This is a genomic window from Vibrio sp. 2134-1, assembly GCF_033339495.1.
This window is the reverse complement of the sequence record NZ_JAWOUS010000041.1, coordinates 1-13,748: the sequence shown is the minus strand read 5'-3', so window position 1 is coordinate 13,748 and position 13,748 is coordinate 1. Positions and strand designations below refer to the sequence as shown.

Sequence of the window (13,748 nt, the reverse complement as noted above, 5' to 3'; positions counted from 1 at the left end):
TGAAAAACGTGACACCAATTCAAAGTCGCGTCGAAGAATTCCAACCTGAAGAAAAATTTGATGGCGTTTTGAGTCGAGCTTTTGCTTCAATGACAGACATGGTGGAATGGTGCCACCATTTGCCGAAACAAGAGCTCGGGGTGTTTCTAGCGCTGAAAGGACAGCACCCTAAAGATGAAATGGATCAGCTTCCTGAATGGTGCAGTGTGACAGAGATCATATCTTTGGCTGTTCCTGAGTTGGAAGGTGATCGTCATCTAGTAATCTTATCGCGCAAGGAAAATTAGCGAGGTAATCGTGGGTAAAATTGTAGCAATCGCCAACCAGAAAGGTGGGGTCGGCAAAACAACAACGTGCATTAACTTAGCGGCTTCGATGGCGGCAACAAAGCGCAAGGTTTTGGTGATCGATCTCGACCCGCAAGGCAATGCTACGATGGCCAGTGGCGTGGATAAGTATATGGTCGACGCCACCGCATACGATCTTTTGGTTGAAGATACACCGTTCGATCAAGTCGTTTGTACCCAAACAACAGGGAAGTATGATTTGATCGCGGCGAACGGAGACGTGACCGCGGCAGAAATCAAATTGATGGAAGTTTTCGCTCGTGAAGTGCGTCTAAAAAATGCATTGTCGTCAGTTCGCGATAACTATGATTTCATCTTTATTGATTGTCCTCCTTCTCTAAACCTTCTTACAATCAATGCGATGGCGGCAGCTGACTCTGTGCTGGTGCCGATGCAATGTGAATACTTTGCGTTAGAAGGTTTAACTGCTCTTATGGATACAATCAGCAAGTTAGCGGCTGTTGTGAATGAAAACCTAAAAATCGAAGGTTTATTGCGTACCATGTACGACCCACGCAACCGCTTATCTAATGAAGTATCCGATCAACTTAAAAAACACTTTGGGAATAAAGTTTACCGTACTGTCATTCCGCGTAATGTTCGTTTGGCTGAAGCGCCAAGTCACGGTAAGCCAGCAATGTACTACGATAAGTACTCCGCAGGTGCCAAAGCGTATCTTGCTTTAGCGGGCGAAATGCTCCGCCGCGAAGAAATCCCAGTTTAACTCTAACCTAAGGAATTCAATCCCATGTCTAAGCGTGGTCTCGGAAAAGGACTGGATGCGTTATTGTCGACCAGTTCGTTTGCTCGTGAAAAACAGCATATTGCATCGCATAGCCAAGAATTATCGGCAGACGGTGAGTTAACCGATTTAGCGATTGGTCAATTGCAGCCGGGCGTATACCAACCGCGTAAAGATATGGCGCCTGAAGCGCTAGAAGAACTAGCGGCTTCGATTCAATCACAAGGCATTATTCAACCAATCGTGGTTCGCCAGGTCGAAAATGGTCAGTTTGAGATCATCGCAGGTGAGCGCCGCTGGCGTGCTGCAAGGCAGGCGGGTTTAAAACGCGTGCCGTGTTTGGTGAAAAAAGTTGAAGATCGTGCCGCCATCGCCATGGCGTTGATTGAAAACATTCAACGTGAAGACTTGAATGTGATTGAGGAAGCCCAAGCGCTTGAACGTCTACAAGATGAATTCACGCTGACACATCAGCAAGTGGCCGATGTGATTGGTAAATCAAGAACGACGGTGAGTAACCTATTACGTCTGAATCAGTTGGAAGTTGATGTAAAAGGTCTGGTTGCAGATAAAAAATTGGAAATGGGTCATGCTCGAGCTCTGTTAGCGTTAGAAGGCGAACAGCAAGTCGAAGTAGCTCAACAAGTGGCTAAGAAGCAAATGACTGTTCGCCAAACCGAACAGTTAGTAAAAAAGTGCTTAGCCCCACAAAATGAGCAAAAAGGTCAACAAGAGGATACCGAAGCCGAGCAAATGTCGCATAAATTGAGTCAGCTGCTTGATGCAAAAGTTTCTCTTACCCGTTCTGCAAACGGAAAAGCGAAATTGACGATAAGTCTTGATGAGCCTCACAAATTGGACCAACTAATTGCCAAGCTTGAGGCCTAGATGAGATAATTGATTTAGGTCAATTAATCTAATTAATCGAATTTTGTGCGAAAGTTGTCGTTTTGTAAACAAAACTGTAAGTTTTTGATGCAATCGAATTGCTTTACGTTGAACTGAACGTATAATTTTCGCCAATTTCCCAGCACAGAGAGTTAAGTGCGAAGTGGATATTACTAGAGGTACGAATACATGGTAGCTGCGTTAGCTAGACCAGGACGAGAGCTCGCAAGGCAATTGTTAATGATCCAGTCTGGCGCGGTTATTTTTGTGGCAGCAGGAATGGCGGTAGCCATAAATCCTGACTGGGGATTTTCAGCGCTGATTGGCGGAGGCATTTTTGTTGTTGCCAATGCAGTATTCGCGCTGTGTGCTTTCATGTTTAGTGGAGCTCGCGCTGCCAAGCGCATCGCTGCTTCCTTCTATACGGGTGAAGTACTGAAAATTCTCATCACGGTTGCACTGTTCTATGTTGCCTACATGTATATGCAGGTGGAACTTGTTCCCCTCAAACTAACCTATTTGCTGGTACTAGGTATTAATATCTGTGCACCAGTGCTATTCATTAACAACAAAAAATAGGATGAGTTATGGCTGCGCCAGGTGAAGCGCTAACATCGTCCGGTTACATTGCCCACCACCTTTCTAACCTATCGCTATACAAGTTGGGTTTAGTAGGGTCGGAGACAAGTTTCTGGAACGTACATATCGATAGCCTGTTTTTTTCTTGGTTTACTGGTTTAATTTTCCTCGGAATTTTTTACAAAGTAGCAAAGAGAACAACAGCGGGTGTACCGGGTAAGCTTCAGTGTGCTGTAGAAATGATCGTTGAATTTGTCGCCGATAACGTCAAAGACACGTTCCATGGACGCAACCCACTGATCGCGCCTTTAGCACTGACTATCTTTTGTTGGGTATTTTTGATGAACGTGATGGACTTAGTTCCTATCGACTTCTTACCATACCCAGCAGAGCATTGGCTAGGTATTCCTTACCTTAAGGTTGTACCGTCTGCTGATGTGAATATCACCATGGCTATGGCTCTAGGCGTTTTTGCATTGATGATTTACTACAGCATCAAAGTAAAAGGTCTAGGTGGATTCGCAAAAGAACTTGCACTACATCCATTCAATCACCCACTGATGATTCCGTTTAACCTACTAATTGAAGTGGTATCGCTATTAGCGAAACCTCTATCACTTGGTATGCGTCTATTCGGTAACATGTTCGCGGGTGAGGTTGTATTCATTCTTTGTGCGGCAATGCTACCATGGTACTTACAATGGATGGGTTCACTACCGTGGGCAATCTTCCATATCTTGGTTATTACGATTCAAGCCTTCGTATTCATGATGTTGACAATTGTTTACCTGTCAATGGCACACGAAGATCCTGATCATTAATTTTTTTAAAGCTTTTTATTTGGGCACTAAGCCAACAACTATAAATTGGAGATAGTAATGGAAACTTTACTGAGCTTTTCTGCAATCGCCGTAGGTATTATCGTCGGTCTTGCTTCTCTTGGTACAGCGATTGGTTTCGCACTGCTAGGTGGTAAATTCCTAGAAGGTGCTGCACGTCAACCAGAAATGGCTCCTATGCTACAAGTTAAGATGTTCATCATCGCGGGTCTACTTGATGCGGTTCCAATGATCGGTATCGTAATCGCGCTACTATTCACTTTCGCAAACCCATTCGTTGGTCAACTAGGTTAATCACCTTTAACTCGGGACGGGCGATTATCGCTTGTCACTGATTAACACTAAGTCCAAATAGAGGGGTAGCTGTTGTGAACATAAACGCAACTCTGCTAGGTCAAGCAATCTCGTTCGCACTATTTGTGTGGTTCTGCATGAAGTATGTATGGCCACCATTGATGCAAGCGATCGAAGAGCGTCAGAAGAAAATTGCTGATGGTCTTCAAGCAGCAGAACGTGCTGCGAAAGACTTGGATCTAGCACAAGCCAACGCTTCTGATCAATTGAAAGAAGCGAAGCGCACAGCAACTGAGATCATCGAACAAGCGAACAAGCGTAAGTCTCAAATTCTTGATGAAGCTCGCGAGGAAGCTCAGGCAGAACGCCAGAAAATCCTAGCGCAAGCAGAAGCAGAACTTGAAGCTGAACGCAATCGTGCACGCGATGAGCTGCGCAAACAAGTTGCTACTCTGGCTGTAGCTGGTGCTGAGAAAATCCTTGAGCGTTCTATCGATAAAGATGCGCAAAAAGATATTCTCGACAACATTACTGCAAAACTTTAAGTCTGGGGGCGCATATGTCTGATTTGACTACTATCGCACGCCCCTATGCTAAAGCAGCCTTCGACTTTGCTTTAGAGAAAGACCAGTTGGACCAATGGGGCCAAATGTTATCTTTTGCTGCTGAAGTGGCCAAAAACGAACAAATGAACGAACTACTAACGGGTTCGGTTTCTGCTGACAAAATGGCAGAAATTTTTGTTGCAGTTTGCGGCGAACAAGTTGATGCGCACGGTCAAAACCTTTTGAAGGTAATGGCTGAGAATGGTCGTTTAGCGGCCCTTCCTGATGTTTGCACGGAGTTTTTTACTCTGAAAAAAGAACATGAGAAAGAAATTGATGTTGAAGTAATTTCAGCAACAGAGCTTTCTGATGAACAACTTGCAAACATTGGCAGCAAACTTGAAAAGCGTCTTGAACGCAAAGTGAAGCTGAATTGCAGTGTAGATGAGACCCTACTTGGTGGGGTTATTATTCGAGCCGGAGACCTAGTCATCGATGACTCAGCGCGTGGTCGTTTGAACCGCCTGAGCGATGCATTGCAGTCTTAATGGGGATTGGAGCATGCAACTTAATTCCACGGAAATTAGCGATCTGATCAAACAACGTATCGAATCTTTCGAAGTTGTTAGTGAAGCTCGCAACGAGGGTACTATCGTATCGGTAAGCGATGGTATCATCCGCATCCACGGCCTAGCGGACGTGATGCAAGGTGAAATGATTGAATTACCGGGTGGCCGTTATGCACTGGCACTTAACCTTGAGCGTGACTCGGTTGGTGCGGTTGTAATGGGCCCATATGCTGACCTTAAGGAAGGCATGAAAGTTACAGGTACTGGCCGCATTCTTGAAGTGCCAGTTGGTCCAGAACTACTAGGCCGCGTAGTAAACACGCTGGGTGAGCCTATCGATGGTAAAGGTCCAATCGAAGCGAAAATGACTTCGCCTGTAGAAGTGATCGCACCAGGTGTAATCGACCGTAAATCGGTAGACCAACCTGTGCAAACTGGTTATAAGTCAGTTGACTCAATGATCCCAATCGGTCGTGGTCAGCGTGAGCTTATCATCGGTGACCGTCAGATTGGTAAAACAGCACTGGCGATCGACGCGATCATCAACCAGAAAGACTCTGGTATTTTCTCTATCTACGTAGCAATCGGTCAGAAAGCATCGACTATCGCTAACGTTGTTCGCAAACTAGAAGAGCACGGCGCACTACAAAATACTATCGTTGTAGTTGCATCAGCTTCTGAATCTGCAGCGCTTCAATACCTAGCGCCTTACGCAGGTTGTGCGATGGGTGAATACTTCCGCGATCGCGGTGAAGACGCACTGATTGTTTACGATGATCTATCTAAGCAAGCGGTAGCTTACCGTCAGATCTCTCTACTACTTAAACGTCCACCAGGCCGTGAGGCATTCCCAGGTGACGTATTCTACTTACACTCGCGTCTACTAGAGCGTGCAGCTCGTGTAAACGAAGAGTACGTAGAGCGTTTCACTAACGGTGAAGTGAAAGGTAAGACTGGTTCTTTGACTGCTCTTCCTATCATCGAAACTCAAGCAGGTGACGTTTCAGCATTCGTACCGACTAACGTAATCTCGATTACCGATGGTCAGATCTTCCTACAAACTGAGCTATTCAACGCTGGTGTTCGTCCTGCTGTTGACCCTGGTATCTCAGTATCTCGTGTAGGTGGTTCAGCTCAGACGAAAATCATCAAGAAACTATCAGGTGGTATCCGTACAGCACTAGCTGCATACCGTGAACTAGCGGCATTTGCTCAGTTCTCTTCTGACCTTGATGACGCAACGAAGAAACAGCTAGACCATGGTCAAAAAGTTACAGAACTAATGAAGCAGAAGCAGTACGCTCCAATGTCTGTATTTGACCAAGCTCTAACTATCTTCGCGGCAGAGCGCGGTTACCTTGATGATGTAGAACTTAACAAAGTTCTAGATTTCGAGGCGGCTCTACTATCGTACGCTCGCGGTCAATACGCTGAACTAGCAGCTGAGATCGACAAGTCTGGCGCTTACAACGATGAAATCGAAGCTCAGTTGAAGAAACTGACTGACGACTTCAAAGCAACCCAAACTTGGTAATTAGGTCGGTGGCAGTTTCTGCCACCAACTAACGGAGAGTAACGATGGCCGGCGCAAAAGAGATACGTAATAAAATCGGTAGTGTTAAAAGCACTCAGAAAATTACGAAAGCGATGGAAATGGTAGCAGCTTCAAAAATGCGTCGTTCTCAAGATGCAATGGAAGCTTCTCGTCCATACGCTGAAACAATGCGTAAAGTGATCGGTCATGTGGCTAACGCAAACCTAGAGTACCGTCATCCGTACCTAGAAGAGCGTGAAGCTAAACGTGTTGGTTACATCATCGTTTCGACAGACCGTGGTCTGTGTGGTGGTTTGAACATTAACGTGTTCAAAAAAGCCGTTACAGACATGCAAGCATGGAGAGAGAAAGGTGCTGAGATTGAGCTAGCCGTTGTTGGCTCAAAAGCAACAGCTTTCTTTAAACATGGTGGCGCAAAAGTTGCGGCACAGGTTTCTGGTCTTGGAGATAATCCAAGCCTACAAGACCTAATCGGCTCTGTTGGCGTAATGCTGAAGAAATACGATGAAGGTGAACTGGACCGTCTATATGTAGTATTCAACAAGTTTGTTAATACTATGGTTCAGCAACCAACGATCGATCAATTGCTACCTTTGCCTAAATCGGACAGCGAAGAGATGCAGCGTGAGCATTCATGGGACTACATCTATGAGCCTGAACCAAAACCTCTACTGGATACGCTATTAGTGCGTTACGTAGAGTCTCAGGTATACCAAGGTGTGGTTGAGAACCTTGCTTGTGAGCAAGCGGCTCGAATGATTGCGATGAAGGCTGCAACGGATAACGCAACCAGTTTGATTGACGATTTGGAACTTGTGTACAACAAAGCCCGTCAGGCTGCGATTACACAAGAACTATCAGAAATCGTTGGTGGTGCAGCTGCGGTTTAAGCTTAGGTAAAACGAAATAGTTTAGAGGATTAACGATGGCTACAGGTAAGATCGTACAGATCATCGGTGCGGTAGTCGACGTAGAGTTCCCACAGAGCAATGTACCTAGTGTATATGACGCTCTAAACGTAACGGACTCAAAAGAGCGTCTAGTTCTTGAAGTTCAACAACAGCTAGGCGGTGGCGTAGTTCGTTGTATCGTAATGGGTAGCTCTGATGGTTTACGTCGTGGAGTAGAAGTGGTTAACACTGGCGCTCCAATTTCAGTACCAGTAGGTACTAAAACTCTAGGTCGTATCATGAACGTCCTAGGTGACGCGATTGACGAGCGTGGTGAAGTGGGTGCGGAAGAGGTTTACTCTATCCACCGTAGTGCACCAAGCTACGAAGAGCAATCAAACGAAATTGCACTTCTAGAAACGGGCGTTAAAGTAATCGACCTAATTTGTCCATTCGCTAAGGGTGGTAAAATCGGTCTATTCGGTGGTGCTGGTGTAGGTAAGACCGTTAACATGATGGAACTTATCAACAACATCGCACTACAGCACTCAGGTCTATCAGTATTTGCTGGTGTTGGTGAGCGTACTCGTGAAGGTAACGATTTCTACTACGAGATGCAGGAAGCGGGCGTTGTAAACGTTGAGAAGCCTGAAGAATCAAAAGTAGCGATGGTTTACGGTCAGATGAACGAGCCACCAGGTAACCGTCTACGTGTTGCACTGACTGGTCTAACAATGGCAGAGCGTTTCCGTGACGAAGGTCGTGACGTACTACTGTTCATTGATAACATCTACCGTTACACACTTGCAGGTACAGAGGTATCAGCACTACTAGGTCGTATGCCTTCTGCGGTAGGTTACCAGCCAACTCTTGCAGAAGAGATGGGTGTACTTCAGGAGCGTATCACGTCAACGAAATCAGGTTCTATCACGTCTGTACAGGCGGTATACGTACCAGCGGATGACTTGACTGACCCGTCTCCAGCAACAACGTTCGCGCACTTGGATGCAACGGTTGTACTTAACCGTAACATCGCTGCAATGGGTCTATACCCTGCGATCGACCCGCTAGATTCAACATCTCGTATGCTTGATCCACTAGTCGTTGGTCAAGATCACTACGAAGTTGCTCGTGGTGTTCAGCAGACTCTTCAGCGCTACAAAGAGCTGAAAGATATCATTGCTATCCTAGGTATGGACGAGCTATCTGAAGAAGATAAGCAAGTTGTATCTCGTGCACGTAAGATTGAGCGTTTCCTAACTCAGCCTTACCACGTAGCAGAAGTATTTACAGGTGACCCTGGTATTTACGTACCTCTAAAAGAGACTCTACGTGGCTTTAAAGGTCTACTAGCTGGTGAATACGACGACATTCCTGAGCAGGCATTTATGTACTGCGGTAGCATCGACGATGCTATTGAGAATGCGAAGAAGCTATAAGGCTAACTAGGAGGCGATATGGCAGCAATAACCTTTCACCTAGACGTAGTAAGCGCTGAGAAGAAAATCTTCTCTGGTCGTGTTGAAACGTTTCAGGTGACCGGTAGCGAAGGTGAACTTGGTATTTTCCATGGTCACACACCGCTGCTGACCGCTATCAAGCCTGGTATGGTGCGTATTGTGAAACAGCACGGCCACGAAGAAATTATTTATGTTTCTGGTGGTATGGTAGAGATTCAGCCTGGTACAGCGACTGTACTAGCTGATACAGCTATCCGTGGTGAAGAGCTAGACGCAGCGAAGGCAGAAGAAGCCAAACGCCGCGCTGAGGAGCAAATCCAGAATCAGCATGGTGACATGGACTTCGCACAAGCGGCCAGTGAACTGGCTAAAGCCATTGCTCAGCTACGAGTTATCGAGCTGACAAAAAAGCGTCGCTAAGCTCAATTAGCAACGTTGCATGAAAAAAGGCGGCCAATTGGTCGCCTTTTTGATTAATTTTAGTTGGAAATTTACATCCCACCATTAACTAATCCTTCCAAGGTGTTTAAAATAACGCCCAATTAAAATAGAACGTCAATAGGTTATTAATGAAATTCAGTGCTGTGATCCTTGCTGCGGGTAAAGGTACCCGTATGCATTCGAACATGCCTAAAGTGCTACACACTTTGGCAGGGAAGCCAATGGCAAAACATGTTATCGATACATGTACAGGTCTTGGCGCACAAAACATCCACTTAGTATATGGTCACGGTGGTGATCAAATGCAGCAAACGCTAGCAGAAGAGCCTGTAAACTGGGTACTGCAAGCGGAGCAACTAGGTACAGGTCATGCGGTTGATCAAGCATCTCCTCGCTTTGAAGACGATGAAAAAATCCTCGTGCTTTACGGTGATGTTCCACTGATTTCAGCTGAAACGATTGAAAACCTATTAGATGCACAGCCAACTGGCGGTATTGCTCTGCTCACCGTTATGCTTGATAACCCGACAGGCTACGGTCGTATTATCCGTAAGAATGGTCCTGTTGTTGCGATCGTTGAGCAAAAAGATGCAACAGAAGAACAAAAACAAATTAAAGAGATCAACACTGGCGTGATGGTTGCGACTGGTGGGGATCTTAAGCGTTGGTTGTCTGGCTTAAACAACAACAACGCACAAGGCGAATACTACCTAACTGACGTTATTGCAGCTGCACACGATGAAGGTCGTGCCGTTGAGGCAGTACACCCAGTCAATGCCATTGAGGTGGAAGGGGTCAACGACCGCGCACAGCTTGCTCGTCTAGAGCGTGCTTTCCAGTCAATGCAAGCTCAGAAACTACTAGAGCAAGGTGTCATGCTACGCGATCCAGCACGCTTTGATTTGCGTGGTGAGTTACAGTGCGGTATGGACTGTGAAATCGACGTGAATGTTATCATCGAAGGTAAAGTTTCACTGGGTGATAACGTGGTTATCGGTGCGGGTTGTGTACTGAAAGATTGTGAAATCGACGACAACACCATCGTTCGCCCTTACAGTGTGATTGAAGGTGCAACGGTTGGTGAAGAATGTACGGTTGGTCCATTTACTCGCCTTCGTCCTGGTGCTGAAATGCGTAACGATTCCCATGTGGGTAACTTCGTTGAAGTGAAAAATGCGCGCATCGGAGAAGGTTCAAAAGCGAACCACCTAACTTACTTAGGTGATGCAGAGATCGGTCAACGTACTAACATCGGCGCAGGTACTATCACTTGTAACTACGATGGTGCGAACAAGTTTAAAACCATCATCGGTAATGATGTTTTTGTTGGTTCTGATAGCCAGCTGGTGGCGCCTGTCACTATCGCTGATGGCGCAACCATCGGTGCAGGCACGACACTAACAAAAGATGTTGAAGAAGGTGAGTTAGTAATTACTCGCGTCAAAGAGCGCAAAATTACTGGCTGGCAGCGTCCTGTAAAACAAAAATAAGCATTACCTACACTCTGTCTCTATATTGTCAAAGCCGCTCAACAAGAGCGGCTTTGTTGTTTCTAGCTAAGGCTTCATCGCTAGTAGCTAGGAATGGCAATACGTTTTTCGAGCCAACGAACGGCTTGAGATACAAATAGGATGAGCAACAAGTACTCCAAAACGAGGAAGGTATAAATTTCTAGGGGTAAGTACTCATTCACCACCAGCTCATTAGCACGGCGAGTGAGATCGCTTAAACCAATCACACTGACTAAAGAACTCATCTTGAGGATGTAGACGAATTGATTGCCCAGTGGTGGGAGAATTTGCCGAAACGCTTGGGGAAGAATTACCAAGCGCATCTTTTGCCAATAGCTTAAGCCCAAAGATTCAGCCGCTTCATGCTGGCCACGGCTGATAGCTTGTATTCCACCGCGAAATACTTCCGCCATAAACGCGCTCTCAGCGATAGTCAGTGCAATAACACCCGCCCAAAAGTGATTGAGTGAGACATCCAATAGCGTAGGCATGCCGTAATACACCCAAAGTAGTAAGACTAAAACTGGCACTGAACGGATCACCTCGACATAAATACGGTTTATCCACTTCAGAGAGGCAGAGTCCGACAGAGCGGGTAACGCAACGAACAGGCCCAAGCTCATCGCAAATAACATACTGAGGAGTGATACCTGAATGGTGTCATTAAACCCAGCGATTAAAAACTTTAGATTGGTGAGCCCTTGATCCGTCGAAGGGTCAAGTACATACCAGCCCCATTGATAATCTGAACAACCAGTGAGTAATAGCAATGAAAACAGCCATAGAGTTCGAAACGTCACATTTACTCCCTGAATTAACTAAAAAACTTCCTTTGTTGCTGCTATGTTATCAGTAGAGCTCTAATAAAGGTTAATTATTAAACCGTATAAGGTCATTATTTTTAAGGGAATAAAAATGAGAAAGATTTTACTAGTGCTAGGAATGTGTTTGCTTGCTGCGACTCAAGTCGCTCACGCTGAAAGCCGTCTTCAATCCATTTTAGACAATGGCGTACTCCGAGTTGGAACGACGGGAGATTGGAATCCGATGACGATGAAAGACCCTGCGACAAACAGTTATCGTGGCTTCGATATCGATGTAACAACAGAACTTGCTAAAGATCTCGGTGTAAAAGTGGAGTATGTTCCCACGGATTGGAAGACGCTAGTTAATGGCATTACCGCCAACAAATACGATATTACTGGCAGCGCATCTCTGAACATGTCTCGCGCGAAAGTAGCTGGATATAGCCAGCCATATTTCTACCTTGCCTTTGTACCTGTGGTGCAAAAGAAAGATCTCGCCAAATTCTCTGATTGGGCGGATTTTAATAAACCAGAAGTAAAAGTCGCGGCGACGTTAGGTACGGTACAAGAAAAAATGGTGAAAGAGTTCTTCCCGTCTGCTCAGCATATTGTTATTGAAGCGCCAGCGCGCGACTTCCAAGAACTACTAGCTCGCAGGGCCGATGTATCGGTGACGTCCAATGTGGAAGCAGCGACGTTGGTGGACAAGTTTAAACAGTTGGCAATAGTGCCAGTGACCGCACTGCGTAAACCAACCCCAATTGCTATGTTGTTGCCGCAAGACGATCAAGTATGGATTAATTACATCAATCACTGGGTAGAGTTGAAAAAGACTCAAGGCTTTTTTAAGCAGACTGCCAAGAAATGGGGGTTGAAAAGCTTATAAACAGAAAGAGCCGCATTGCGCGGCTCTTTTTATTATCTGAACGATTAAAGTTCGTCTTCACTCACGACTCGGGCGTTGTCAGGAGTCGTAAAGTGCTTGGATAATTCGCGATTCGACAGAATGTATCCCATCCACAGCCCACCCATACAGATGATGATTGCGATGCCAGTAACCATCTGAGCTTGGCTTGCCATTGCGGCTACCAATGCACTTGAGAAGCTACTTACACAGATTTGCAGGCTGTTTTGCAGACCTGCTGCTGTTGCAGGGCTCTGTTGTGCGCTGGCCAGTGCACGGTTTACCACGATTGGGTACAGCGCGCCGTTAGCAACGGCAATCAAACAGAATGGCGCAAGAATAGGCCAAATCGATGACAGCTCCCACTGTGAAGCAATGAAAATCATTAATGCCGCGACACTAAATAGGCCAATCAGTTGGCGCAGAACCTTTTCATCACCAAATTTTCGAACGCCTACTTTACCTAAGTAGCCACCAGCCATAAACGCGATAGTTTGTGGGATAAAGCTCAAACCAATATCTTTTGCTTCGTAGCCCAGTTGCGCCATGATTTCTGGCATCCCTGTTAGGTAAGCAAAGAATGCTGCTGAAGCCGTCGCAAACATAAACACGTTGCCAAGGTATTTTTTAGAACTCAGCAGCGCTTTGATGTCGGCAGACATACTGGTTTGTTTGATTTCTGCTTTCTCGTCTTTTTGTGCCATGGTCGCAAAGACCAAAAAGACACCAACCAGTGTTAGCGTAATAAAGATACTGTGCCAGCCGAAGTTATCTGCCAACACAACCCCTAATTGAGGTGCTAGTGCTGGTGATAGCGCGACGAGTGGCATGATTGTCGCAAAAATTTGTTGGCTACTGCTTGAGTAGCGCTTAATGACCATAGCCTGCCAGATCACGGCTGGTGCACACACACCGATAGCTTGGATAAAGCGCAGTGTGAGTAGTTGCCATACTTGATCACAGAAAGCCAAACCGAATGACGCGATAGTAAATAACACCAACCCGGCTGCGAGTGTATTACGATGGCCAAATTTATCGGATGCCAATCCCCACATTAGTTGGCCAATCGCCATACCAACGAGGAATACCGTTAAAGAGAGCGCAATTTGCTCAGGGCCTGTTGCAAAGTCGATTTCCATCGCTTTGAATGCTGGCAGATACATATCGGTAGCAACGAAGCCAAGCATCGATAATGCTGCCAGATAAATGAGCTGTAGTTTTGAGATTTTCATGATTCAACCAGTCAAATTATTTAATCATTTTTTAATCAACATCAGTTGGCGCCAACCCTGATTTATTTACCTTATTATTCTATTTTTCGATTTTGAGAAAATAAAACGCTAAAATTGTTGGTTATCAATCAAATTTTTTGAAAGGT

16 protein-coding genes are annotated in these 13,748 nt (G+C 45.6%); 14 read left to right on the top strand and 2 right to left on the bottom strand.

Features of this window, described 5'->3' with window-relative positions; all coding sequences use genetic code 11:
- The 13 genes from R7R78_RS23030 to glmU all read left to right on the top strand — a co-directional run.
- On the top strand, nucleotides 1-287 hold a 287-nt coding region (locus R7R78_RS23030; protein ID WP_225474279.1), incomplete at its 5' end, for a 16S rRNA (guanine(527)-N(7))-methyltransferase RsmG.
- A 10-nt stretch (nucleotides 288-297) separates the two neighbouring features.
- Nucleotides 298-1,071 carry a ParA family protein gene (locus tag R7R78_RS23025; RefSeq protein ID WP_005383838.1) on the top strand — a complete coding sequence of 258 codons (774 nt, stop codon included), beginning with the start codon at nucleotides 298-300 and terminating at the stop codon, nucleotides 1,069-1,071.
- Between the two features lie 24 nt (nucleotides 1,072-1,095).
- Nucleotides 1,096-1,977, top strand: coding sequence for a ParB/RepB/Spo0J family partition protein (locus R7R78_RS23020; protein ID WP_005383840.1), 882 nt, complete (start codon nucleotides 1,096-1,098; stop codon nucleotides 1,975-1,977).
- 189 nt (nucleotides 1,978-2,166) lie between these two features.
- Nucleotides 2,167-2,556 carry a F0F1 ATP synthase subunit I gene (locus R7R78_RS23015; protein WP_005378921.1) on the top strand — a complete coding sequence of 130 codons (390 nt, stop codon included), beginning with the start codon at nucleotides 2,167-2,169 and terminating at the stop codon, nucleotides 2,554-2,556.
- An 8-nt stretch (nucleotides 2,557-2,564) separates the two neighbouring features.
- On the top strand, nucleotides 2,565-3,377 hold the full coding sequence (gene atpB / locus R7R78_RS23010) for a F0F1 ATP synthase subunit A (RefSeq protein ID WP_005378922.1): 813 nt from the start codon (nucleotides 2,565-2,567) through the stop codon (nucleotides 3,375-3,377).
- Between the two features lie 57 nt (nucleotides 3,378-3,434).
- Nucleotides 3,435-3,689, top strand: a complete 255-nt coding sequence (gene atpE, locus R7R78_RS23005) for a F0F1 ATP synthase subunit C (protein WP_002540812.1) — start codon at nucleotides 3,435-3,437, stop codon at nucleotides 3,687-3,689.
- 74 nt (nucleotides 3,690-3,763) lie between these two features.
- Nucleotides 3,764-4,234, top strand: a complete 471-nt coding sequence (gene atpF, locus R7R78_RS23000) for a F0F1 ATP synthase subunit B (RefSeq protein ID WP_005378929.1) — start codon at nucleotides 3,764-3,766, stop codon at nucleotides 4,232-4,234.
- Nucleotides 4,235-4,248: 14 nt separating this feature from the next.
- Entirely contained in the window at nucleotides 4,249-4,782 is a 534-nt protein-coding gene (gene atpH / locus R7R78_RS22995) for a F0F1 ATP synthase subunit delta (protein ID WP_017635596.1), read from the top strand.
- A 13-nt stretch (nucleotides 4,783-4,795) separates the two neighbouring features.
- Entirely contained in the window at nucleotides 4,796-6,337 is a 1,542-nt protein-coding gene (gene atpA / locus R7R78_RS22990) for a F0F1 ATP synthase subunit alpha (RefSeq protein ID WP_005378931.1), read from the top strand.
- A 44-nt stretch (nucleotides 6,338-6,381) separates the two neighbouring features.
- Nucleotides 6,382-7,248: a F0F1 ATP synthase subunit gamma gene (gene atpG, locus R7R78_RS22985; RefSeq protein ID WP_005378932.1), complete on the top strand. Its 867-nt coding sequence runs from the start codon at nucleotides 6,382-6,384 to the stop codon at nucleotides 7,246-7,248.
- Nucleotides 7,249-7,283: 35 nt separating this feature from the next.
- The gene (atpD, locus tag R7R78_RS22980) at nucleotides 7,284-8,687 is read left to right on the top strand and encodes a F0F1 ATP synthase subunit beta (protein ID WP_005383849.1); all 1,404 of its coding nucleotides are present in this window, start codon (nucleotides 7,284-7,286) and stop codon (nucleotides 8,685-8,687) included.
- A gap of 18 nt (nucleotides 8,688-8,705) precedes the next feature.
- A complete protein-coding gene (locus tag R7R78_RS22975; protein ID WP_005378937.1) occupies nucleotides 8,706-9,128 on the top strand; it encodes a F0F1 ATP synthase subunit epsilon in 423 nt (140 codons plus the stop codon).
- A gap of 149 nt (nucleotides 9,129-9,277) precedes the next feature.
- The gene (gene glmU / locus R7R78_RS22970) at nucleotides 9,278-10,639 is read left to right on the top strand and encodes a bifunctional UDP-N-acetylglucosamine diphosphorylase/glucosamine-1-phosphate N-acetyltransferase GlmU (RefSeq protein ID WP_225474278.1); all 1,362 of its coding nucleotides are present in this window, start codon (nucleotides 9,278-9,280) and stop codon (nucleotides 10,637-10,639) included.
- A gap of 80 nt (nucleotides 10,640-10,719) precedes the next feature.
- On the opposite strand, the gene R7R78_RS22965 is transcribed toward glmU, so the two are convergent.
- On the bottom strand, nucleotides 10,720-11,460 hold the full coding sequence (locus tag R7R78_RS22965; RefSeq protein WP_225474277.1) for an amino acid ABC transporter permease: 741 nt from the start codon (nucleotides 11,458-11,460) through the stop codon (nucleotides 10,720-10,722).
- Nucleotides 11,461-11,575: 115 nt separating this feature from the next.
- Here R7R78_RS22965 and R7R78_RS22960 point away from each other — a divergent pair, with 115 nt between their 5' ends.
- Entirely contained in the window at nucleotides 11,576-12,352 is a 777-nt protein-coding gene (locus R7R78_RS22960) for a transporter substrate-binding domain-containing protein (RefSeq protein WP_225474276.1), read from the top strand.
- Nucleotides 12,353-12,396: 44 nt separating this feature from the next.
- Here R7R78_RS22960 and punC read toward each other — a convergent pair whose 3' ends face one another.
- Entirely contained in the window at nucleotides 12,397-13,602 is a 1,206-nt protein-coding gene (gene punC, locus R7R78_RS22955; protein WP_005378946.1) for a purine nucleoside transporter PunC, read from the bottom strand.
- Between the last annotated feature and the right edge of the window lie 146 nt (nucleotides 13,603-13,748).

Excerpts from the sequence above, each read along its gene's own strand:
- R7R78_RS23020 (WP_005383840.1), top strand. The coding sequence starts at position 1,096 with ATGTCTAAGCGTGGTCTCGGAAAAGGACTGGATGCGTTATTGTCGACC.
- R7R78_RS23015 (WP_005378921.1), top strand. The coding sequence starts at position 2,167 with ATGGTAGCTGCGTTAGCTAGACCAGGACGAGAGCTCGCAAGGCAATTG.
- atpB (WP_005378922.1), top strand. The coding sequence starts at position 2,565 with ATGGCTGCGCCAGGTGAAGCGCTAACATCGTCCGGTTACATTGCCCAC.
- atpE (WP_002540812.1), top strand. The coding sequence starts at position 3,435 with ATGGAAACTTTACTGAGCTTTTCTGCAATCGCCGTAGGTATTATCGTC.
- atpH (WP_017635596.1), top strand. The coding sequence starts at position 4,249 with ATGTCTGATTTGACTACTATCGCACGCCCCTATGCTAAAGCAGCCTTC.
- atpA (WP_005378931.1), top strand. The coding sequence starts at position 4,796 with ATGCAACTTAATTCCACGGAAATTAGCGATCTGATCAAACAACGTATC.
- atpG (WP_005378932.1), top strand. The coding sequence starts at position 6,382 with ATGGCCGGCGCAAAAGAGATACGTAATAAAATCGGTAGTGTTAAAAGC.
- atpD (WP_005383849.1), top strand. The coding sequence starts at position 7,284 with ATGGCTACAGGTAAGATCGTACAGATCATCGGTGCGGTAGTCGACGTA.
- R7R78_RS22975 (WP_005378937.1), top strand. The coding sequence starts at position 8,706 with ATGGCAGCAATAACCTTTCACCTAGACGTAGTAAGCGCTGAGAAGAAA.
- glmU (WP_225474278.1), top strand. The coding sequence starts at position 9,278 with ATGAAATTCAGTGCTGTGATCCTTGCTGCGGGTAAAGGTACCCGTATG.
- R7R78_RS22960 (WP_225474276.1), top strand. The coding sequence starts at position 11,576 with ATGAGAAAGATTTTACTAGTGCTAGGAATGTGTTTGCTTGCTGCGACT.
- punC (WP_005378946.1), bottom strand. The coding sequence starts at position 13,602 with ATGAAAATCTCAAAACTACAGCTCATTTATCTGGCAGCATTATCGATG.